This is a genomic window from Frondihabitans sucicola, assembly GCF_030296615.1.
Taxonomy (GTDB): Bacteria; Actinomycetota; Actinomycetes; order Actinomycetales; family Microbacteriaceae; genus Frondihabitans; species Frondihabitans sucicola.
Window position 1 is genome coordinate 3,158,671 of the sequence record NZ_AP027732.1, and the last position, 21,375, is coordinate 3,180,045.

At 68.5% G+C, this 21,375-nt stretch carries 23 protein-coding genes and 3 pseudogenes; 5 read left to right on the forward strand and 21 right to left on the reverse strand.

Translation table 11 applies throughout. The features are described 5' to 3' along the window. Window positions 1–31: 31 nt before the first annotated feature. The 3 genes and pseudogenes from QUE79_RS25695 to QUE79_RS16265 form a co-directional block, all read left to right on the forward strand. Window positions 32–367 (forward strand): annotated as a pseudogene (locus QUE79_RS25695) (DivIVA domain-containing protein); the annotation flags it as partial. A gap of 89 nt (window positions 368–456) precedes the next feature. Next, on the forward strand, window positions 457–1,782 hold the full coding sequence (locus tag QUE79_RS16260; RefSeq protein WP_286343987.1) for a coiled-coil domain-containing protein: 1,326 nt from the start codon (window positions 457–459) through the stop codon (window positions 1,780–1,782). Further along, the gene (locus QUE79_RS16265; RefSeq protein WP_286343988.1) at window positions 1,779–2,837 is read left to right on the forward strand and encodes an AI-2E family transporter; all 1,059 of its coding nucleotides are present in this window, start codon (window positions 1,779–1,781) and stop codon (window positions 2,835–2,837) included. The genes QUE79_RS16260 and QUE79_RS16265 overlap by 4 nt, the downstream gene beginning before the upstream one ends. Here the strand turns inward: QUE79_RS16265 and QUE79_RS16270 are convergent. The 10 genes and pseudogenes from QUE79_RS16270 to QUE79_RS16315 form a co-directional block, all read right to left on the reverse strand. Continuing rightward, the gene (locus QUE79_RS16270; protein ID WP_286346749.1) at window positions 2,834–3,556 is read right to left on the reverse strand and encodes an alpha/beta hydrolase; all 723 of its coding nucleotides are present in this window, start codon (window positions 3,554–3,556) and stop codon (window positions 2,834–2,836) included. The two genes, QUE79_RS16265 and QUE79_RS16270, sit on opposite strands and share 4 nt — an antisense overlap. 47 nt (window positions 3,557–3,603) lie before the next feature. Then, entirely contained in the window at window positions 3,604–3,912 is a 309-nt protein-coding gene (locus tag QUE79_RS16275) for an Rv1322 family protein (protein ID WP_286343989.1), read from the reverse strand. Between the two features lie 104 nt (window positions 3,913–4,016). Continuing rightward, window positions 4,017–4,643, reverse strand: a complete 627-nt coding sequence (locus QUE79_RS16280) for an aggregation-promoting factor C-terminal-like domain-containing protein (protein WP_286343990.1) — start codon at window positions 4,641–4,643, stop codon at window positions 4,017–4,019. Window positions 4,644–4,905: 262 nt separating this feature from the next. Further along, entirely contained in the window at window positions 4,906–5,430 is a 525-nt protein-coding gene (locus QUE79_RS16285) for a DivIVA domain-containing protein (protein ID WP_286343991.1), read from the reverse strand. Between the two features lie 82 nt (window positions 5,431–5,512). Next, window positions 5,513–6,511 carry a phosphatidate cytidylyltransferase gene (locus QUE79_RS16290; RefSeq protein WP_434011012.1) on the reverse strand — a complete coding sequence of 333 codons (999 nt, stop codon included), beginning with the start codon at window positions 6,509–6,511 and terminating at the stop codon, window positions 5,513–5,515. After that, complete coding sequence (gene frr, locus QUE79_RS16295) at window positions 6,511–7,029, reverse strand: ribosome recycling factor (protein ID WP_286346751.1); 519 nt, start codon at window positions 7,027–7,029, stop codon at window positions 6,511–6,513. The genes QUE79_RS16290 and frr overlap by 1 nt, the downstream gene beginning before the upstream one ends. Window positions 7,030–7,140: 111 nt before the next feature. Then, window positions 7,141–7,859 (reverse strand): annotated as a pseudogene (gene pyrH, locus QUE79_RS16300) (UMP kinase). Between the two features lie 149 nt (window positions 7,860–8,008). Next, window positions 8,009–8,836: a translation elongation factor Ts gene (gene tsf / locus QUE79_RS16305; RefSeq protein ID WP_286343992.1), complete on the reverse strand. Its 828-nt coding sequence runs from the start codon at window positions 8,834–8,836 to the stop codon at window positions 8,009–8,011. A 50-nt stretch (window positions 8,837–8,886) separates the two neighbouring features. Next, window positions 8,887–9,873, reverse strand: a complete 987-nt coding sequence (gene rpsB, locus QUE79_RS16310) for a 30S ribosomal protein S2 (protein ID WP_286343993.1) — start codon at window positions 9,871–9,873, stop codon at window positions 8,887–8,889. A gap of 287 nt (window positions 9,874–10,160) precedes the next feature. After that, window positions 10,161–11,588, reverse strand: a complete 1,428-nt coding sequence (locus tag QUE79_RS16315; RefSeq protein WP_286343994.1) for a sugar porter family MFS transporter — start codon at window positions 11,586–11,588, stop codon at window positions 10,161–10,163. Between the two features lie 146 nt (window positions 11,589–11,734). On the opposite strand from QUE79_RS16315, the gene QUE79_RS16320 reads away from it, so the two are divergent. After that, window positions 11,735–12,316, forward strand: a complete 582-nt coding sequence (locus QUE79_RS16320; RefSeq protein WP_286343995.1) for a M23 family metallopeptidase — start codon at window positions 11,735–11,737, stop codon at window positions 12,314–12,316. A 16-nt stretch (window positions 12,317–12,332) separates the two neighbouring features. On the opposite strand, the gene QUE79_RS16325 is transcribed toward QUE79_RS16320, so the two are convergent. From QUE79_RS16325 to QUE79_RS16375, 11 genes and pseudogenes are all read right to left on the reverse strand, one after another. Then, the gene (locus tag QUE79_RS16325; RefSeq protein ID WP_286343996.1) at window positions 12,333–13,259 is read right to left on the reverse strand and encodes a tyrosine recombinase XerC; all 927 of its coding nucleotides are present in this window, start codon (window positions 13,257–13,259) and stop codon (window positions 12,333–12,335) included. A gap of 2 nt (window positions 13,260–13,261) precedes the next feature. Continuing rightward, entirely contained in the window at window positions 13,262–14,185 is a 924-nt protein-coding gene (locus QUE79_RS16330) for a metallophosphoesterase (RefSeq protein ID WP_286343997.1), read from the reverse strand. 51 nt (window positions 14,186–14,236) lie between these two features. After that, window positions 14,237–15,220, reverse strand: coding sequence for a DNA-processing protein DprA (dprA, locus tag QUE79_RS16335; protein WP_286343998.1), 984 nt, complete (start codon window positions 15,218–15,220; stop codon window positions 14,237–14,239). Continuing rightward, on the reverse strand, window positions 15,217–15,456 hold the full coding sequence (locus tag QUE79_RS16340) for a hypothetical protein (protein WP_286343999.1): 240 nt from the start codon (window positions 15,454–15,456) through the stop codon (window positions 15,217–15,219). The genes dprA and QUE79_RS16340 overlap by 4 nt, the downstream gene beginning before the upstream one ends. Next, window positions 15,453–16,987, reverse strand: a pseudogene (locus tag QUE79_RS16345) (YifB family Mg chelatase-like AAA ATPase). Before QUE79_RS16345 ends, QUE79_RS16340 begins: the two are co-directional and overlap by 4 nt. Continuing rightward, entirely contained in the window at window positions 16,984–17,355 is a 372-nt protein-coding gene (locus QUE79_RS16350; RefSeq protein WP_286344000.1) for a YraN family protein, read from the reverse strand. The pseudogene QUE79_RS16345 and the gene QUE79_RS16350 overlap by 4 nt, the downstream one beginning before the upstream one ends. A gap of 110 nt (window positions 17,356–17,465) precedes the next feature. Continuing rightward, on the reverse strand, window positions 17,466–17,789 hold the full coding sequence (locus tag QUE79_RS16355) for a DUF2469 domain-containing protein (RefSeq protein ID WP_286344001.1): 324 nt from the start codon (window positions 17,787–17,789) through the stop codon (window positions 17,466–17,468). Window positions 17,790–17,841: 52 nt separating this feature from the next. Next, window positions 17,842–18,477, reverse strand: coding sequence for a ribonuclease HII (rnhB, locus tag QUE79_RS16360; protein WP_286346752.1), 636 nt, complete (start codon window positions 18,475–18,477; stop codon window positions 17,842–17,844). A 22-nt stretch (window positions 18,478–18,499) separates the two neighbouring features. Then, window positions 18,500–19,375 (reverse strand): signal peptidase I, encoded by an 876-nt coding sequence (gene lepB / locus QUE79_RS16365; RefSeq protein WP_350271564.1) that lies wholly within the window; start codon window positions 19,373–19,375, stop codon window positions 18,500–18,502. An 82-nt stretch (window positions 19,376–19,457) separates the two neighbouring features. After that, on the reverse strand, window positions 19,458–19,808 hold the full coding sequence (gene rplS, locus QUE79_RS16370) for a 50S ribosomal protein L19 (RefSeq protein ID WP_055958791.1): 351 nt from the start codon (window positions 19,806–19,808) through the stop codon (window positions 19,458–19,460). Between the two features lie 162 nt (window positions 19,809–19,970). Further along, window positions 19,971–20,516 (reverse strand): hypothetical protein, encoded by a 546-nt coding sequence (locus tag QUE79_RS16375; RefSeq protein WP_286344002.1) that lies wholly within the window; start codon window positions 20,514–20,516, stop codon window positions 19,971–19,973. Window positions 20,517–20,554: 38 nt separating this feature from the next. Here QUE79_RS16375 and map point away from each other — a divergent pair, with 38 nt between their 5' ends. Continuing rightward, window positions 20,555–21,325: a type I methionyl aminopeptidase gene (gene map / locus QUE79_RS16380; RefSeq protein ID WP_286344003.1), complete on the forward strand. Its 771-nt coding sequence runs from the start codon at window positions 20,555–20,557 to the stop codon at window positions 21,323–21,325. Window positions 21,326–21,375 lie beyond the last annotated feature (50 nt).

Genomic DNA, 21,375 nt, shown 5'->3' on the forward strand with positions numbered 1-21,375 from the left:
GGCTCGCCCCAACCACCCACAGGGAGACATCGTGGCCACTGATGAGGCTGAATTCGGAACAGAACTTCGCGGCTACAAGAAAGAAGAGGTCGAGAAGGCTCTTCAAGACCTTCGCCGCGAGCTGATCAAGGCGAACAACGACCGCGCGGAGCAGTCCAACGAGACCAAGCAGCTCGCGCAGCGCGTCGACGAGCTCGAGCAGGAGCTCGAGGAGGTCGGCGAGCCGAGCTACAAGGGCCTCGGCGCGAAGCTGGAGAACACCCTCCGCCTCGCCGAAGAGCAGTCCAACGACCTCATCGCGAAGACCGAGCGCGAGGCCTCCTCCCTTCGCACCTCGACCGCGGACGAAGCCCAGCGCGTCACCGAAGAGGCCAGCGAACGAGCCGCCGACATCCTCGACGACGCCAGGGACGCGCTGCGGCACAGATCGAGGAGTCGACCGGCGAGGCCGACCGTTTGGTCGCGCGCGCGAAGGCCGACGCCGAAACGACGATCACCGAGGCCGAGCGCGACGCCGCGGCCATCCGCACCACCGCCTCGACGGAGGCCGCTGAAGCCCTCGCGACGGCGCGACGCGAAGCGGCCGCCCTCCGCGCCGAGGCCGAACGCGAAGTCACCGACCTCCGCGCCGCTGTCGCCGCCGAGGTCGCCGAAGCCCGCGACGGCGCGGCCGACCTCGCTCGCCAGACGGAAGAGTCGCGAGCCCGCTTCGTCAGCGACACCGAGCGCCAGCGCGCCGACCTCGAACTCGAGGGAGTCACGATCCGCGACGACCTCGCACGACTCGACGAGTCGACCCGCGCCGAGCTCGACCGCGAGGTCGCCGCCCGCCGCGACGCCCTCGACCGCGAAGTCCTCGGCACGCGCGCCGAACTCGACGACGACGCCGCCAATCAGCGCGCCGACCTCGACCGCGAGATCACCGCCGCACGTGCCGCCCTGGAGAACGACGCCGCCACGACCCGTCAGGCGCTCGAGCGCGAAGCCGAGACCACCAGAGCCGACCTCGACCGCGAGGTCGAAGAGGCCCACGCCGACATCGAGGCCGCGCGCGAGGCGAGCCGCGAAGAGATCGAGCGGACGACGACTCAGACGCGAGAGCAGCTCGAGCGCGACGTCGCCCAGACGAAAGAGCGCCTCGAGCGCGAGACCGCCGAGCAGGCGGCGCGCCTTGCCGCAGAGGCGGAACGCGCGCAGGCGGACCTCGCCGCCGACCTGGCGGAGACGCGCGCCCGACTCGCTCACGACGACGAAGAGCAGCGCGCTCGTCTCCTCAACGAGCGAGAGACCCTCGATGCCGAGATCCGCGCCGAACGCGAGCGCGTCCGGGCCGTCCTCGAACGCGAGGCGGAGGACGCCAGGAGCGCCCTCGCGGTCGAACTGGCGACGCGTCGGGACGAGGCCGAGAGCGATTTCGTCGACCGTCACCACGCGGCCGTCGCAGAGACGCAGCAGTTCCTCGACGAGGCCAACGCACAGCTGGCCGATGTCACGGCGCGCGCCGAAGCCAAGCGCCGCGAATCACGCACGGCTGAGGAGAACGCCTACTCTCAGGCGCGGAAGACTCGCTCCGACTCCGAGCGGGTCGCCGCCGAGACGCTGAGCAACGCGCAGTCCCGCGCCGAGTTCATCGTGTCCGACGCCGAACGGCAGGCCCGCGACCTCCTCGGTGACGCCGAAGAGCGCCTCGCAGCCATCAATCACGAGCGCGACTCCGTGGCCACCTACTTCGAGAACCTCCGTGGCATGGTGACCCAGATCGACCAGGTCTCACCGGAGTGAGAATCGTCAACCCCTACCGATTGGGTCTCTTCGGAGGCCTGGGGGTTCTCACGGCAGTCGTCATCGGGACGGCCATCGGCGAGCTCTCGACGATCCTCACCTACGTCGGCGTAGCCCTGTTCCTCGCGCTCGGTCTGGATCCGGTCGTGCAGTGGTTCGAGACGCGCCGCGTGCCGAGGCCGCTCGCGATCACCATCGTCATGGTCGCGGTCCTGCTGGCCTTCGTCGGCGTGGTGTTCGCCATCGTGCCCACCATCGTCAGCCAGACCACCGACCTGGTCAACAACCTCGCCAGCTACCTGCAGAGCGTCACGGCCAAGCAGTTCGTCGACAACCTGCAGTCGCTCGTGCCCAAGAACGTCTTCAACGTCCAGAGCGGCCTCAACACGGTGGTCGACTTCCTGACCGACCCGAAGAACATCGTCACGATCGGCGGTGGTGTCCTCGCCGTCGGTGTCGCGATCTCGAACGGTCTCGCCGGAACCCTCATCGTGCTGATCCTGACCCTTTACTTCATGGCATCGCTGAACAGCATGAAACACGGTCTCTACCAGCTCGTCCAGAAGTCGAGCCGCACGGAGTTCGCCCGGATCGCCGACGCCATCAGCGCCTCGGTGGGCCGGTACGTGATCGGTCAGGTGGCCCTCGCCCTGTTGAACGGCATCCTGAGCTTCATCGTGCTCTCGATCGCGCACGCCCAGCTTCCGGCCTTCTTCGCGTTCATCGCCTTCATCGGGGCGCTGATCCCCCTGGTCGGCACGGTGAGCGCCGCAGCGGTCATCGTGCTGGCTCAGGTCGCCCTGCTGCCGCTCTCGCCGGCGACCTGGATCGCTCTGGCCATCTGGTACCTCGTCTACATGCAGGTCGAGGCGTACGTCCTCGCGCCACGCGTGATGCGACGAGCTGTGAAGGTTCCCGGCGTCCTCGTCATCATCGCCGCCCTGGTCGGCGGCACGCTGCTCGGAGTGCTCGGCGCTTTGATCGCGGTCCCCGTCGCGGCGGCGATCCTCCTCATCGTGCGAGAAGTCATCATCCCGCGTCAGAACGAACGCTAGGGGCCCGGCTCAGGACCGCCACACCTCGGGGAGGGGAGTGCGTCCGGGTTGACGACACGCACGATCTCGTCGAGGACGCGGCGCGTCTGCGACTCCCCCACCCACAGGTGCTTGCCGCCCTCGACTTCGACGAGCGTCGCCTCGGGCACAGCGGCGAACTTCTCACGCGCTTCGGCCGGTCGGAGGAAATCGTCGAACTCGGGCACGACGGCAACGAACGGATGCGGGGTTCCGGCCCAGCGGGCCAGCTCGTCGTCGCTGGTTCGGCGCAGAGGCGGGGAGAGCAGGATCAGCCCGGCGACCTCGTGCTGTCGGCCGTGCTTCAGCGCCACCTCGGTGCCGAACGACCAACCGACCAGCCACGGAGTGGGAAGCCCCTGTGCAGCGACGAACGCCACTGCAGCGGCCAGGTCGAACTGCTCCGTCTCACCGTCGCCGAATTCTCCCTCGCTGCGCCCGCGAGGCGACGAGGCGCTCCGGAAATTGAAACGCAGGACCGCGAGATGGGCCAGCGCCGGCAGGCGGGCCGCGGCCTTGCGGATGATGTGGGAGTCCATGAACCCGCCGGCCGTCGGCAGCGGGTGCAGGGTGAGGAGCGTCGCCACGGGCGCGCGGTCTTTCGGCACGGCGAGTTCGCCGACCAGCGTCAGGCCGTCTTCGGTGTGGAGCTCGATGTCGGTGCGCGTGGCGGGCAATTCGACGCCGCCCCGGATCTCGATCTCCGCGTGAGCCGTCCGGCTCGTGTCGCTCGTGTCGCTCGTGTCGCTCAGAAGATCCTCCAGCAGTGCGTGTGCCAGTGCCGCCGCGCGGCCAGGTCGGCCTCCTCACCGAAGAGTCCGTCGGCCCTCCAGATCACCATGTGCGGCGTACCCGGCTCGATGCTCAACGAACACGATGGGCACACGTACGGCTTGGACGACGAGGTGCCGGCGATCGCCTGCACCGTGTACTCGCGACCGTGCCTCACTTCGGTGTGCTGACCGCCATAGAGGATCCGAGAGAGATCTGACCTCGCCTCGGCGACCGACTCGTCACGCGGCCCGGAGGGGCGACGGGGTCGGTTGCTGCGGGGCATGCCATCCAGCCTATTAGGACACCGACTGCTTGTCGGGCACGAAGGAGCGGTCGGTCGCCGTGCCGAAGCCGTCGGCCCCGCTCACCAGCGAGCGGCGATACCGATCAATACCAGTTGAACGACTGCGAGTGAGCCCACGCACCACAGGGAGTGCCGTAGCGACCCTGAATGTAGTTCAGGCCCCACGTGATCTGCGTCGCTGCGCTGGTCTGCCAGTCGGCGCCGACGGAAGCCATCTTGCTGCCGGGGAGCGCCTGCGGGATGCCATAGGCACCCGAAGGGTTGGAGGCGTAGACGTTCCACCCGGACTCGCGGTTCCAGAGGGAGACGAGGCAGTTGTACTGGTCGGTGCCCCAGCCACGAGCGGCGACAAGCTGGGCGCCGACGGCCTGGGCGCTGCCCGGAGTTGCGGCCGCAGCGACGGGCGCAGTCGGCGTCGTCGCCGCCGCGGCACCCGACGACGTGGTCGACGCCTTGACCGTGGCGGCCACCTTCGGCTTGGCGACCACGGGGGCCGTGTACTCGACCGTGTAGGCGTCGCGGCTGGTCGAGACCTCTCCGCCGGACGCGGCGGTGTAGCTCTGGCCTTGGACGGCGTAGCCGGCGCCCGTGGCGGTCGGAACCGCAGTCGACGGAGCGCTCGTCGACGCGTAGGCGCCCGAAAGAGGATTGACCAGCGAACCGGACACGAAGGCGAACGTCGCAGCAAAACCGATGAGGGGCAGGATCACGCGCTTACGAACGCGCGGAGGACGCTGGAACGACGCCGACACGGTAGTCGCCGGAGAGACACGTCTGACCGGCCGGTACACGCTGACCGGCCGATGCGCCTGCGCCACGTGGGGTCTCGGAACGGCCGACCGGCTGGAGCGCCCTTCGGACGTCGCATCGTGGATGCGAGGTGAACGAGCCTTACCGGATACGTGAACTGCCGCGTGCCTACCCATAAGTTCGATAACTATAACGGACAGATCACGAGGAGCAAAGGGCGACTCACCGAACGGCTAGCATCACATCGACGACGGAGTCGAGGACGAGATCGACCTGGGCCTCGCGGTAGCCGCCCCGTTTCGGCCGGAAGACACTGGTCCGGACCTCTTCGATACTGAGGGCCTTGCCCTCGGAGAAGTACCCCTTGAGGCGCGTGACGAGGCGATCGACGTCTTTGGGGTGGTAGCCGGTCGACAGGAACGACACGCGATCGAACCGGTGCCCCTCGGGGCGTTCGAGACGGCTCACCAAGGCTTCGGCCGTGGCCCGCGCCTCGGAGAACCACGTGTCGTCACCCGTGTCGCGGAGCACGCGCTCCCGCTCGCGCGTCGCGAAGGCGTCCTCCAGCCGCTCGAGGGCCGAGTCGACGTGCTCGGGCGAGTAACCGCCCTTGACCATGCCGAACGCCATCCGACGGATGCTCTCGGCGCTCACGGTGCCGGACTCGCCGCCCGAATACGTCTCGCGCGCCTCGAGCAGGAAGTCTTCGACCTGCTTGACGTCGTATCCGCGCTTTGACCCGGTCACTTTCGGAAATGTCGAACTCACGCGCCCATTGTGCCGTACAAAGCCTCCGAGCCGGACGAGGACCGCCTGGTAGCGCGGCGCGTCAGGTGACGATGAGGAAGATCGCGTAGGCGACGACCGCCGACGGCAGTGTGCTGTCGAGGCGGTCGAGGAACCCGCCGTGGCCGGGGAGCCAGGTCGAGATGTCTTTGATGCCGAGGTCGCGCTTGATGAGCGACTCGGTCAGGTCGCCCACGGTGGCCGTCAGGGTCAGGACGGCGCCGAGCACGATTCCCAGCCACCACGGCTCGTGGATCATGAAGAGCGAGATCAGGACGCCCGCGATCATGGCGGCCGCGAGGGATCCTGCGAAGCCCTCCCACGTCTTCTTGGGGCTGATGCGCGGCGCCATCGGGTGCTTGCCGAAGTTGAGGCCCGTCGCGTAGGCCCCGGTGTCGACCGCGATGACGATGATGAGCGCCCCGAGGGCCCACCACTGGCCGCCCTTCTGAGCGGTCAGGAGGACCAGGAAGGACCCGAGGAACGTCGTGTAGATCTGGACGAACGCACCCGTTCCCAGATCACGCCAGAGGTCGACGGCGCTGGACCGGTGCCCCGGCGCCAGCGCGGAGCCGAGACGCCAGAGGGAAATGAAGACGATGCCTCCGAGCAGCGTGAGCCACTGCCCCTCGGCACCCCAGAAGAAGGCGGCCGGGACGACGGCGACGCCCGCGATGGCACTGGGGACCCGCGGGACGTTGCGACCTGCGAAGCGCAGAGCGCTCGTGAGCTCGATCACCATGAAGAAGATCAGGACCGCCGCGACGATCATGAAGAGCGACTTGATGAGGATCAGGCTGACCAGGACGGAACCGCCCAGCCCGATGCCGATGCCGATCGCGGCGGGGAGATTGCGCCCGGTTCGCGCCGTCAGTTTCTCATTGCCCGCTTCGATCCGTGCGCGCTGGGCGCGCAACTGGGCCTCGAGGTCGTGGCGTGCGCCCTGGGCGCGCGCATCGAACTCGGCGCGTCGAGACGCGGGATGTTCCGGCCCGTGGCCGTCGTCGGACGAGCGATCGGGTTCTGAGGGCACGGTGTCCATCAGACTTCGAGCAGCTCCGCTTCTTTCTTCTTGAGGGCTTCGTCGATGGAGTCGACGTGGCTCTTCGTGATCGCCTCGAGCTCTTTCTCGGCGCGAGCGACCTCGTCGTCTCCGACCTCGGTCTTCTGCGCGTCGAGGTCGTCTTTCGCGCGGCGGCGAATGTTGCGGATCGCGACCTTGGCGTCTTCGCCCTTGCCCTTGACGATCTTGACGAACTCTTTGCGGCGATCCTGAGTGAGCTCGGGGATCGTCACTCGGACGATCGTGCCGTCGTTCGTCGGGCTGGCACCGAGGTTCGGGAACGTCGCGATGGCGCGCTCGATCTCTTTCAGAGCCGTCTTGTCGTACGGAGTGACGATGAGGGTGCGCGCCTCGGGTGCCTGCAGCGACGCCAGCTGCGCGAGGGGCGTCGGGGTGCCGTAGTAGTCGACCGGGATCTTCTGGAACAGGGCCGGGTTGATCCGGCCGGTACGAACCGTGTTGAAGTCGTCTTTAGCGACCTCGACGGCCTTGCCCATCTTGTCTCTGGTCTCGGTGAGTACGTCAGTGATCGCCACAATGCTCCTTATGTCTCCGTCAGCTTACCCGGGTGGACGAGGCCGGTCGTCGACCGCTTCGCCGCGCGCCGGTCAGTTGCTGACGAGAGTTCCGATGCGTTCGCCGCGGATCGCGCGAGCCACGTTGCCGTCGCCCTCCATGCCGAAGACGTGCATCGGCATGCCGTTGTCCATGCAGAGGCTGAACGCGGTGGAGTCGACGACTTTGAGGCCCTGCACGAGCGCCTCCTGGTACGTGAGCTTGTCGAGCTTCTTGGCCGAGGGATCTTTGCGAGGGTCGGCCGAGTAGACGCCGTCCACGCCGTTCTTGGCCACCAGGACCTCGTCGGCACCGATCTCGAGAGCGCGCTGGGCCGAGACCGTGTCGGTCGAGAAGTACGGAAGACCCGCCCCCGCACCGAAGATGACGATGCGGCCCTTCTCGAGGTGGCGACCGGCTCGGCGGGGAATGTACGGCTCTGCGACCTGGGTCATCGAGATGGCCGACTGGACGCGGGTCGCGGCTCCCGCCTGCTCGAGGAAGTCTTGAAGGGCGAGGGCGTTCATGACGGTTCCCAGCATCCCCATGTAGTCGGCACGGCCACGATCCATGCCGCGCTGGCTGAGTTCGGCGCCGCGGAAGAAATTGCCGCCGCCGACGACGATGGCGACCTCGACCTCGGCCGACGCCTCGGCGATCTCCTGAGCGAGGGCGCTGACCACGTCGGGATTGACGCCGAGAGAGCCGCCGCCGAAGGCCTCCCCGAGAGTTTGAGGAGGACGCGCCTGCGGTTGGTCTTGGGTGTCTTCATGGGTGGGTCGTCTCCCTCGTGATGGCTTGTGTCAGGCTATCCAGTTTTGGGGGCGGAGAACTGGCGCTCCGTCGTTCGTCACGGCCGATTTTCGGCAGAGAAATGGGGCCCCCGACGATTTCTCGTCGTGGGCCCCAGTCACCACTGTGTTACGCGCCGACCTTGACTCGGGCGAAGCCCGTGATGGTCATGCCCGCCTCGGTGAGCACCTTCTGCACCGACTGCTTCGAGTCTTTGGCGTACGGCTGGTCGAGGAGGGCGATCTCCTTGAAGAAACCGGTGAGGCGTCCTTCGATGATCTTCGGCAGGGCGGCCTCGGGCTTGCCCTCGTTCTTCGCGGTCTCCTCGACGATGGCGCGCTCACGGGCGACCTCGTCGGCCGGGACCTCGTCGCGGCTCAGGAACTTCGGAGCGGCGAAGGCGATGTGCTGAGCGATCGAGCGAGCGGTCTCGGCGTCGCCACCGGTGTACCCCACGACCACGCCGACCTGCGGAGGCAGGTCTTTGGAGGTCTTGTGGAGGTAGATCGCGAACTCGTCGCCCTTCACGGAGGCGACCGTGCGGAGCTCGATCTTCTCGCCGAGGAGGGCGGCTTCGTCGTTGACGAGCTCGCCGACGGTCTGGCTGCCGGCCGAAGCCGCGTTGCCGGCCTCGGCGCTGTCGGCGCCTGCGGCGGCGACGGCGTCGAGAACGGTCTCGGCCAGAGCGACGAACTTGTCGTTCTTCGCGACGAAGTCGGTCTCGCTCGCGAGCTCGATCAAGGTCGCCGAACCGGTGCCCGCCTTGGCTGTGACGAGGCCCGCGGTCGTGATGCGACCTTCGCGCTTCGCGACACCCTTGAGGCCCTTGACGCGAAGGATCTCGATCGCCTTCTCGAGGTCGCCGTCGGCCTCGACGAGCGCGTTCTTGCTGTCGAGCATGCCGGCGCCGAGGCGGTCGCGCAGCTCTTTGACATCTGCCAGGGAGTAGTTGGCCATAGATGTGCCCACCTTTCGTGGATCAGGCTTACTGGGAGGAAAAGGGTGTGTTACTTGGCGTCCGCAGCGGCGTCGATGGCAGCGGCCTCGGGGTCGACGGCGTTCGCGACCTCAGGATCGGCTTCTGCGACCGGCTCGGCGACGGGCTCCCCGATCGCCTTGTCGGCGACCTGCGCGTCGGCGTCGTTCTCGGCGGTGGGCTCGGGAGCGTCGGTGGTGGCACCCACGGAGCGCACGGCCTCGCGGAGCTCGACGGCCTCCTTGTCGTCGGCCTCGGTCGTCTGGGCGAGAAGCTCGGCTTCCCACTCGGCGAGGGGCTCGACGGGGGCGCCTTCGGCCTCGGGCTTCTGGTGACGCTGGATGAGACCCTCGGCGGCGGCGTCGGCGACGATGCGCGTCAGCAGACCGACGGAGCGGATCGCGTCGTCGTTGCCCGGGATCGGGAACTGGATCTCGTCGGGGTCGCAGTTGGTGTCGAGGATGCCGATGACCGGGATGCCCAGCTTCTTGGCCTCGTCGATCGCGAGGTGCTCTTTCTTCGTGTCGACGACCCAGAGGGCGGACGGCGTCTTGGTGAGGTTGCGGATACCACCGAGCGTCTTGTGCAGCTTGTCGAGCTCACGCTTCTTGATCAGGAGCTCTTTCTTGGTGAAGCCCTGGGTGGTGTCGTCGAAGTCGATCTCTTCGAGCTCTTTCATGCGGGCGAGGCGCTTCGAGACCGTCTGGAAGTTGGTCAGGAGCCCACCGAGCCAGCGCTGATTGACGAACGGCTGACCGACGCGGATGGCCTGCTCGGAGATGGACCCCTGAGCCTGCTTCTTGGTGCCGACGAAGAGGATGGTGCCGCCGTGGGCGACCGTCTCCTTGACGAAGTCGTACGCCTTGTCGATGTAGCCGAGCGACTGCTGGAGGTCGATGATGTGGATGCCGGAGCGCTCGGCGAGGATGAAGCGCTTGACCTTCGGGTTCCAGCGACGGGTCTGGTGTCCGAAGTGGACGCCGCTGTCGAGCAGCTGGCGAATGGTGACGACGGCCATGGCCGTTCTCCTGTTCTACGCACGCGGACGCGCACGTCTTTTCGGTTGAATGGACGACCGGTCGGTCGCCTCTGCCTGGTGCCCGGGCACGCATCCGCCTTGTGAAAGGACCGAGTGGATGTGGAGGCCGGTGCGCGACTCGGAGAGTCGCTGGGCACGCGAAGTCAGCCTGCTGAGCAGACTGCACAGTAATAGTAGCACCACGAACGCCCCGTCCCTCTGCGGAGAACGGGGCGTTCGCGGGGATCGCGAGGCGGTGGGATCCTGGGGTCGTCCTGGCGTGTCTTCTAAGCGGATGCCGGAACGGCGTCGGCACCCATCTCTTCGAGCGACCTCCCCTTGGTCTCCTTGATCTTGAAGTACACGAAGATCAGGGAGAGGAAGGCGAACAGGGCGAAGATCCCGTAGGACAGCGACAGGCTGACGGCGGCCAGCGCCGGGAAGGCGACTGTGACGACGAAGTTGGCGATCCAGTTGGCGCTGGAGCCGATGCCGAGGGCGGCAGCGCGAATGGTCGGCGGGAACATCTCGCCGAGGAGGACCCACATCAGCGGACCCCACGTGGCACCGAACGAGATGACGAAGATGTTCGCCGCGACCAGCGCGATCGGCCCCCAGGCTCCGGGCAGCTGCGGAGAGCCGTTGACCATGTGCGACTGGCTGAACGAGATCGCCATGAAGGCCAGGCTGATCGTCATGCCGATCGACCCGGCGAGGAGCATCGGTCGACGCCCGACCCTGTCGACCAGGGCGATGGCCACGAACGTCACGGCGACGTTCACGACGGATGTGATCGTCGAGATCAGGAACGACTGGGACTCCTTGAAGCCGACGGCCTGCCAGAGCGTCGTCGAGTAGTAGAAGATGACGTTGATCCCGACGAACTGCTGGAAGATGGCCAGGATGATGCCGACCCAGACGATCGGCTGCAGGCCGAAGCGGGGCCCGCGGATGCTCGACTTCTTGGTGAGGGCCGCCTCTTTCTTGATGGCGTCTTCGATGTCGTGGAGGTTCGTCTCGACGGTCTCCGTCGGAACGATCTGCTTGAGGACGTCTCGAGCCTCGTCGCGGCGCCCTTCACCGGCCAGGTAACGAGGCGACTCGGGAAGCCGCAGCGCGAGGATGCCGTAGACCACCGAGGGGATGACGCCGACGAGGAACATCCAGCGCCAGGCGGGGAAGGGGCCGATCATGCCGTCGGCCGACCCGCCGATGACGGCGAACAGCTGGTCGGAGCCGAGGGCGGCGAAGATGCCCAGCGTGATGGCGAGCTGCTGGAACGAGCCGAGACGACCGCGGATGCCCTTGGGAGAGACCTCGGAGATGTAGGCGGGAGCGATGACCGAGGCGATGCCGATGCCGAGGCCGCCGACGAGACGCCAGATGATGAAGTCCCACGTGGCGAAGGCGAGACCCGCGAGGATCGAGCTCGCCAGGAACAGGATCGCGGCGATGACCATCACGCGGATACGGCCCCAGCGATCGGCGAAGCGGCCGCCGAGGTAAGCGCCCACCGCACAGCCGATCAGAGCGGACGCGACGACGATGCCGGAGGCGGCGTCGGGGATATCGAACTCTTTCCCGATCGAATTCACCGCGCCGTTGATGACGGACGAGTCGAAGCCGAACAGGAAGCCACCGATGGCCGCGACGACGGCGAGGGCCGTCACCCGCCGATTCAATTTCTTCTCGCTGGCCGGTGTATCGCTGCTCACAGCTTCGGACACTTTGTTCTACTTTCTCTCGCGAGAAGCAGCGACTCGTGATCGCCGCTCCCCCACAGATCGGCATGCACGAATCGTTGTGCACAGATGCACAGTACGCGCTTCGAACACTCCCGCGGACGTCGCAGGCTTTCCCCATGAAGGTCTCGTTCGATTGTGCTCCTCCCCGCGGGCGCATGCCCGGCGCGCTTGCCCCAGGGCTGTTCGCCGCGTTCGCCGTGCTCCTCGTGGTGGTGATCGGGCCCTCCTCGTCCAGCACGGCTGCCGTCGGCGAGCACGGCACCGGTTCCCGCGCCCACGACCCGACCCCGCGCTGGTCGTGGCCGGTCCCGCTCCCCCACGACGTCGTCCGCGACTTCGAGGCTCCGGCCGAGAAGTGGTCGCCCGGCCACCGCGGCATCGATGTGTCGGCCGGGCCGGCCGCCGTCGTCCTCGCACCGGACTCGGGGGTGGTCCACTTCGCCGGGGTGGTGGTCGACCGGCCGGTGCTGTCGCTGGCGCACGACGGCGGCGTTCTCTCCAGCTTCGAACCGGTCGTCGCGACCGTGGCGCGAGGCGACCCGATCCAGCGCGGGCAGCCGATCGGCGTTCTTCAGCCGGGGCACTGTTCGGCCGACACCTGCCTCCATCTCGGCGCACGGATCGACGGCGAGTACGTCTCGCCGCTGCTCCTCCTCGGCGACGTGCGACGGGCCGTGCTGCTGCCCACCCGGCGCTGACGTCGGCCTCGAGCGGTCAGGCCCGCGGGTGCGCCGACCGGTAGCTCTCGCGCAGGCGCTCGGTGGAGACGTGCGTGTAGATCTGCGTCGTGCCGAGACTGGCGTGGCCGAGGAGCTCCTGGACGGCCCGCAGATCCGCGCCGCCGTCGAGAAGGTGCGTCGCAGCCGTGTGACGCAGGGAGTGCGGGCCGGCCGGCCCGGAGCCGGGGAGAGGCTCGAGCAGCCGCGCGACGAGGGTGTAGACGGCGCGAGAGCCGAGTCGTCGCCCCGATCGCCCGAGGAAGAACGCCACCGCGTCGGCTCCGGCGTGAGCGGCGAATACCGGCCGTGCGCCTTCGAGGTAGCGGCCGAGTGCCGCCGCGGCCGGCACGCCGAAGGGCACGACGCGCTGCTTCGCGCCCTTGCCGAGCACCCGCACGGTGAGGCGCTCCAGGTCGACGTCGCCCTGATCGGCGCCGACGAGCTCTCCGACGCGCAGGCCGGAACCGTAGAGCAGCTCGACGACCGCGAGATCGCGCAGGGCGCCGGGCTCGCCGGAGGCGGCCGCCGCCGACAGACTCTGGAGGATCCCGTCGATCTGGGGTCGCGTGAGCACCCGGGGCAGACGGCTCTCGGCTTTGGGAGCGCGCAGACGGACGCCGACGTCGGCCGGGATCCTGCCGCTCTCGTGCAACCACCGCGTGAAGCCCCGGACCGACGCCGAGCGCCGGGCGATCGTGGCGCGAGCGAGGTGCTGCTCGGTGCCCTGCCACAACCAGTCGCGCAGGGTGTCGAGGTCGAGGCCGGCGGTCGAGGGGTCCCCGTCGACTCGCGCCTCGATGAAGGCCAGCAGCGAGTCGAGGTCGTTCCGGTAGCCGCGGATGCTGTTCTCGCTCAGAGCCCGCCCGTGCCGGAGGTGCTCCAGGAACAACTCGAGGTCGTGTTGCAGCAGCGCGGCGGCCACGATCAGTCGGCCTCGGGCGACGGTCGTTTGCGCGAGAAGGCTTCGAGTTGTTCATCGGGCGGCATGGCCTCGAGGCGGGCCAGCACGTCGGCATCGAATCCGCCGAGCGGTGCGTACTCGTCGACCGGGACGGTCGAGTGCGTGATCCCGTCGGGATAGACGTGCACGAGGGAGAACGAGCGCAGGGCGTCGATCTGCCGCAGTTCGTCGCGCGGGGCCCCGAGGTCCATCGTCGTGCACGTCGCAGAGGCGACCGAGACCGGGACGCCGGCGAACAGACCGAAGGTCGAGTAGTGGAAATGCCCGGCCAGGATGGCTCGGACATCCGTCCCCTCGACCACCCGGGCCAGCTCGGCCTGATGCTGGAGCTGAAGGATGTTCATCAGTTCGAGCGGTGTCGCCAGGGGCGGGTGGTGCAGCGCGAGCAGCGTGCCGTGGGGCGCAGGATCGGCGAGCACTCCGGCCAGCCACTCGAGCTGGCGCGGGCTGATGTCACCGTGGTGGTAGCCGGGAACGGTGCTGTCGAAGGCCACGATGCGGAGGCCCCCGACGTCGTACACGCGATCCTGCGGATGGTCTTCTGCGGGCCCGGCGAGGTCGAGATCGAAGAGCTCGCGGGAGTACACCTCGCGCTCGTCGTGGTTACCCATCACCCAGACCACCTGCGCGCCGAGCTCCGCGGCGACCGGCTCGACGAGCGCGCGGAGGCGCGCGTACGCGTCGGGTTCGCCCAGGTCGGTCAGGTCGCCCGTGACGACGATGGCGTCGGGTCGACGGCCGGACCGCTCCAGCTGGCGCAGCGCGCTGACGACCTGCGCATCGGTGTCGATCACACCGCCCCACCGGGCCGCGTCGGCCAGGAAGTGCGTGTCGCTGAGGTGTGCGACCGTGAAGTCGGGAATCGGCGCAAGCCCTGCTGAAGTCACGTGCCCACCCTAGCCACGCCCACCCGAAGTGTCGGGCGAGTGCAGGGCGCGTCACCGGGCTGCGATCCACCCGTGCTCGCGCTCCTGTGCCAGGCCCGACAGTTCGAGCACGGCGAGGGTCGAGCGCACCTCGGCCTCCGCCAAGCCGGCTTCGACCGCCAGCCGGCCGACGTGCTTCGCTCGGCGCCCGAGACCGTCGAGAACGCGGAGTTCGGCCGGGCTCCGGCGATCGAGCCCGGTCGGGCGATCATGCCTGCCGGCCGTCGCAGGTATCAGCCCCGGCTCGAGCAACTGCAGGACGTCGGCGGCGCCCGTGATGCAGGTGACCTCGGGCTCGAGAAGCAGCCGATGGCATCCTGCCGACGACGGCGACGTGATGGGACCGGGAACGGCGCCGAGGGGGCGGTCGAGAGCTCTTGCGTGCCCTGCGGTGTTGAGCGCCCCGGACCGATGCCCGGCCTCGACCACGACGGTGGCACCGGTCATGGCCGCGAGGAGGCGGTTCCGCTGAAGAAAACGCCAGCGGCTCGGACTTGTACCGCACGCCGCTTCGGAGAGGACCGCCCCGTGCTCGGCCACCCGGGTCAGCAGTTCGTGGTGCCCGGACGGATAGTAGCGGTCGACGCCGCCCGCCATCACGGCAACGGTCGAGCCGTCGGCTGCGATGGCGGCGCGGTGAGCCATCCCGTCGATCCCGTAGGCCCCGCCGGAATGCACTCCGATACCGTGCGACACCAGTGAGTCGGCGAGTTCGCCCGCCACCTGTTCGCCGTAGGCCGTGGCGGCGCGCGACCCGACGAGAGCGACGCTCGGGCCCGCGGAGAGGTGTGAGGCGTCGCCCCGGACCCAGAGGGCGGCCGGCGCGTGCAGCCCGAGGTCGTCGAGCCCCACGGGCCACTCGACGTCGCCCGGAACGACGAGTCGCACGCCGAGCGTCGCCGCGCAGCGGAGCGCCGTGCGGTAGCGGACCGCGGTGTTGCGTGGTGCCCATCGCTCCCGGGCGGCCGAGAGGTCGAACCGCTCGGCGTCGCTCACCCCGGCTTCGGTGAGGGCGCGACGAAGATCGTCATCACCGAGGCGGAGTGCGGACAGCGCCGACGCCGGGCCGAAGGCCGATCGGAGGACTCCCCGACGGCGTCGCCCGGCTCGACGAGGCACGACCAGAGTGCCGAGGCGAAAGCGTCGTCGCTCGGATCGTCGCGGCCGAGAAGTCGCAGGGCACGAGTGATGTCGGACTGGTCGAACAGGTCGAAGACGCGGCCCCGGATCACAGCGACCTCCGGAGAGCGAGCGCACTCGCCACGTGCTCTGCCGTCGGGCGAGGCGCCGCGGCGAGATCCGCGAGGGTCCACGCCAGGCGCAGCACGCGATCGTAGCCGCGCATCGTCAGCCGACCGCCCTCCAGTGCTCCGTCGATGACCCGGGTCTCGTGCGGCGTGAGGCGGCGTGAACCCGAACGCAACCACTGCCCGGGAACCTCGGCGTTGAGCCGCCAGGGTGTGCCGATCAGACGTTCGGCGGCCCGCGCGCGCGCCGCGGCGACCCGGCTCCGCGCTTCGGCCGTGCTGACGGTCGAGGCGACCCCGTCGGCGGCGAGGCGAAACTGCGATGAGCTGATCCGATTCACGCGGAGCTGCAGATCGATGCGGTCGACCAGAGGGCCGGAGAGTCGCCCCAGGTACCGTCGCCGCTGGAACGGGGAGCAGCTGCAGGCGACGTCGCGGGAGCCGTAGTGGCCGCACGGGCAGGGGTTGGCGGCCATCACCAGTTGGAACCGGGCCGGGAACTCGGCCTTCCACCGCGACCGCTGGATCACCACCCGACCCGATTCGAGCGGTTGGCGAAGGCAGTCCAGCACCGACATCGGGAACTCGGGAGCCTCGTCGAGGAAGAGCACCCCGCGCGTCGCCCGGGAGGCGGCACCGGGGCGGAGCACGGCGCTGCCGCCGCCGATGAGTGCAGCCGCGCTGCACGAGTGGTGCGGGTCTTCGAACGGGGGCCTCGTCTCGAGTCGACCGTCGACCGGGAGTCCGGCAAGGGATCGGACCGAGGACACCTCGAGCGCAGCATCGACGTCGAGGTCGGGCAGGAGTGCCGGGAGCCGGGCGGCGAGCATGCTCTTGCCCGCGCCGGGTGGCCCGACCATCAGGAGGTGGTGCCCCCGGAGGCCGCGGCGATGAGGGCCTCGACGGCCTCCGTGTTGCCGATGACGTCGGCCAGCTCCAGCTCGGGCGCACTCTGCGGCGCAGCGGCCGAGGACAGGACCGGATCGACGTCGATGGACGTGAAATCGCCCCCGTGCCAGATGGCCGCCTCCCGAAGCGATGCAACACCCACGACGCGCACGCCGGGCACGAGGGAGGCCTCCTCGGCGTTGGCCGCAGGCACCATCACGACCTCGGCGCCGGCGCGCGCGGCACCCAGCACGGACGGCAGGATGCCTTGGACCGGGCGGAGCCTCCCGTCGAGACCCAGCTCACCGAGGTGGACGACCTCGGAGATCGAGCGGTGCGACACGAGATCGGCCGCCGCCAGGGCGGCGACGGCGATGCCGAGGTCGAACGACGAACCGTGCTTCGGCAGGGACGCCGGCGACAGGTTGATGGTGAGCTTCTTCGGCGGCAGCACGCAGCCGGAGTTCGCCGCCGCCGCCCGCACCCGATCGCGGGCCTCCCCGAGGGACGCGTCGGGCAGGCCGATGAGGAGGAACCCCGGCAGGCCGTCGCTGAGGTCGGCTTCGACCTCGACGACGGAGCCGTTCAAACCCATCAGGGTGATCACGCGCGTGCGGGCGACGCTCATGCGTCGACCCCGCGGAGGTGCTCGACCGTCTCGCCGTCTTCGCATCCCGAGGCGCCGCCCACGGTCACGCCGACCACGTCGATCCGGAGTCGATGCCCTTCGAGCGGGTGCTCGTGCGCCCAGCCCAGGGCCAGCCGCCGAAGCCGCACGACCTTCGCGGGCGTCACCGCTTCGAACGGATGGCCTGCCCCGTGCCCCGTGCGGGTCTTGACTTCGACGACGACGACCTCGTCGTCGATGGCCGCCACGATGTCGATCTCGCCGTCGCGGCACCGCCAGTTGCGCTCGATGATCCGGTAGCCGGCGCCCTCGAGGTACTCGGCGGCGAGCTGTTCGCCGCGGATCCCCAGTTCTCTGTTTGTCGTCATGTCGACCTCCTCTCTCGAGGATCTCGAGAAAGAAGCGGCCGGATCAGCCGGAGGCGAGAACCGTGGACAACTCGCCGCGCGACGAGGCCTGTGGAGAAGAGGCGGCGGGCCTACTCGTCGAGGGCGAGCTCTTTCGGCAGCTCGAGGTCGCGCGTGGTCAGCTCTTCGACGTTGACGTCTTTGAAGGTGAGCACTCGGACCGACTTGACGAAGCGATCCGATCGATAGACGTCCCACACCCAGACGTCGTTCATCGTCAGCTCGAAGTAGAAGTCGTGCTCGGTGTCGCGCCGCACGAGGTCGACCTCGTTGGCGAGGTAGAAGCGGCGCTCCGTCTCGATGACGTAGCGGAACTGCGACACCACGTCGCGGTATTCGCGATACAGAGCCAGTTCGACCTCTCGGTCGTAGTCTTCGAAATCGTCTTCGTCCATCGAGCGTCCATCCTACGCACCGCGAATGGCACCTGACGCCACGCGAAGGGCGTCAGTGCAGCCAGGTGAGGCGGTGCAGCGGGGACGGGCCGAGTTCGCCCAGGGCGGTGAAATGCGCTGCGGAGCCGTACCCCTTGTTTCCGGCCCAGCCGTAGCCGGGATAGACCTCGTCGTACGAGATCATCATGCGGTCGCGGTGGACCTTGGCGATCACCGAGGCGGCCGCAACGGACGCGCAATCGCGGTCGGCCTTGATGCGCGTGACGACTTTCGGAGCCGCTGTCATGGCCGGAGTCAGCCAGTCGTGACTGCCGTCGAGCAGGATCACGGAGTCGAGGATGCGGACTCCGGCTTCGTGCAGGTGCACAAGGGCCCGCCGGCCGGCGAGCCCGAGAGCCGCCACGATGCCCAACCGGTCGACCTCCTCCGCCTCGGCCAGCCCGACGGCCGACGCGTGCGCCCACGCCTGCGCCAGCGGGTACAGGGTCTCGCGTCGCTTCTCGCTCAGCATCTTGCTGTCGCGAAGGCCGTCGGGGTGCGGGTCGCAGCGGGCCAGCACGGCGCTCACGCCGACGGCCACCGGGCCGGCGATCGCTCCGCGGCCGACCTCGTCGCAGCCGACGACCCAGTGCGCGCCGGATTCGTGCAGCTCACGCTCGAATTCGAGCGTGGGATCGACGACGGCCATCATGACGCCGCTCCGCCCGCGGTCACTGCGCCGCCTTGTCGGTGCCGCGGAAGACCGAGGGGTAGTCGTCGAGCCAGGACCAGCGACTGGCCGGCCAGGTGATCACGAAGGCTCGGCCGACGACATCGGATTCCGGCACGAATCCTTTGCTCGGGGTGTTGGTCTGCAGCCGGCTGTCGGCCGAGTTGTAGCGGTTGTCGCCCTCGACCCAGAGCGAACCGGCGGGGACGGTGACCGAGAAGTCGTTCTGGGACTCTCGCGTCACCCCGTCGGGGAGCTTCGTGTACGGCTCGTCGAGCGGCACGCCGTTGACGGTCATCTGGCCGAAGTCGTTGCAGCAGGCGACCTTGTCGCCCGGCAGGCCGATGACGCGCTTGATCAGGTGGTCGTCGCTGTCCTGTGTGCCGAGGCCGACCTGCGTGAGGAACCACTGGACGCCGTCGACGACCGGGTTCCCCGTCGTGCTGGACGCCTGCTGCTCACCGGTCAACCAGCCTCCGGGATCTTTGAAGACCACGACGTCGCCGCGCTTGATCGGGGTGACCTTGGGGACGAGCTCGTTGACGATGATCCGGTCGTTGATCTGAAGGGTGTTCTCCATCGAGGCCGAGGGGATGTAGAACGAGCGCACCAAAAACGTCTTGATCAGGAACGAGATGAGCAGTGCGGCCAGGAAGATGATGACGAGGTCGCGGAGAAAGCGGCCGACGCTGTTCTTCTTGCGGGGCCGTCGGCCGTTGCGAGGCCGACGATCGCCGGACTCGGCATCGGACGAGTCGGACGAGGCCGAGCCCTCGGATGCGGGCCCACCGGCGGTCGAGCCGCCCGAGGAGGCGCCGATGGACGGCAGTTGCAACCCCCGCCGCAACCTGCCCATGAACGTGCTGTTATCTGTCATTTAACCACCAGAGCTCCCCGCCAAATCGTACTGGACGGGGAGCTCTGTTTCGGTGAAAGGGCTGAACGTGTCAGCGCAGCGACTAGTTGTCGCGCTTCTCCTTGATCTTGGCCTTCTTGCCGCGCAGCTCGCGGAGGTAGTACAGCTTGGCGCGACGAACGTCGCCGCGGCTGACCAGCTCGATGTGGTCGATGACCGGCGAGTGCACCGGGAAGGTGCGCTCGACGCCGACCTGGAAGCTCACCTTGCGGACGGTGAACGTCTCGCGGACGCTGTCGCCCTGACGGCCGATCACGACGCCCTGGAACACCTGGACACGCGAGCGCGTGCCTTCGATGATGTTCACGTGGACCTTGACGGTGTCGCCGGCGCGGAAGTCGGGGACATCGCTGCGAAGCGACGCTGCATCCAGACTGTCGAGGATGTGGCTCATAATGTTTCGCTCTCTGCAACCGCCACAGGTCGACCGCGGTTCGGAGTCCTCCTGGAGGAGGACACTACAAAAGGAATTCGTGCCTCGTGAAGGCCGACTCCCCTGTGGCAGAGTCGTGCGCGGGCACAAACAACCATTGTGCCATAGCGGAGGGCGTCGGCGCTATGCGCGAGGCGTGATGCGGATCGTGTGCTCGCTGTCGTCGGCCCAGCCGGGTGCTGCACCCGCCGAGTCGAAGCCGCCGACGGCGCGCGCGAACGACGCCTTCGCGTCTCTCACCGCCTGCCAGACGGCCAGCCCGAGCAGTGCGGTGCCCGCCACGATGGTGAGGCCGATGCCAGCCGCCGACAGCGCAGTCGAGAGGTCGAGCGCTGACGATCCGACCAGAGCGGTAAAGGCCGAGGCCGCAGGACGCGAAGACGCGGAGTCGACGAGGAAGAAACCGATCGCCAGCTGGCCGAGCCAGGAGAGGGCAAGGACGCCGACGTCGATCCAGGAGACGGCGCGGTCACGACGGACCGACGGGCGGAGGAACACCACCAGCGTGGCCACGAGCTGCGCCACGAACAGCAGCGGCACCAGGACGACCTGCGCCAGGAACTGGTAACCGAGGGGCGCGCCGAAGAAGGCCCGCCCCAGGAAGACCCACAGCGGCAGCACGAAAACGGCTACCCAGAGAGCCCGATACCAAGCGCGTCGCAGCCACATGTCATCGAGCGTACGGACGAACGGTGAACAATGGCTGCATGATCGATCTACGCACGCCCGGAGAACTCGACGCCATGCGACCGGCCGGACGCTTCGTCGCTTCCGTTCTCGAGGCCACCCGCGCCGCTTCCGTCCCGGGAGCGAACCTGCTCGAGATCGATGCCCTGGCTCACCGGATGATCACGGCCGCGCGCGCCGAGAGCTGCTACATCGACTACCACCCGTCGTTCGGGGCCAGCCCCTTCGGCAAGGTGATCTGCACGTCGGTCAACGACGCGGTCCTGCACGGACTTCCCCACGACTACCGCCTCGCCAAGGGCGACCTGCTGAGCCTCGACTTCGCGGCGAAGGTCGACGGCTGGGTCTCCGACAGCGCAGTCAGCTTCGTGGTCGGTGGCGACGAGAGCCCGCAGGATCACGCTCTGATCGCCACGGTCGAGGAGGCTCTGGCTCGCGGCATCGCGGCAGCCCAGCCCGGCGGCCGCCTCGGCGACATCTCGGCGGCCATCGGAGAAGTCGCCCACGCCGCCGGCTACTCGGTCAATCTGCAGTTCGGCGGACACGGGGTCGGCACCGAGATGCACGGCGACCCGCACGTGCCGAACGACGGGCGAGCGGGGCGCGGATTCCCGCTTCGGCCCGGTCTCGTGATCGCCATCGAGCCCTGGCTGATGGTCGGCACCGACGAGATCTACACGGACGACGACGGCTGGACACTCCGGAGCGCGGACGGCTCGCGCACGGCCCACGTCGAACACACCGTGGCCATCACGCCTGACGGCCCCCTGGTCCTGACCGCGCGCGGCTGATCCGACGCGGCGGGCCTTCCGGCCTTCCGGCCGGTGGGCCCTGCTGGCCG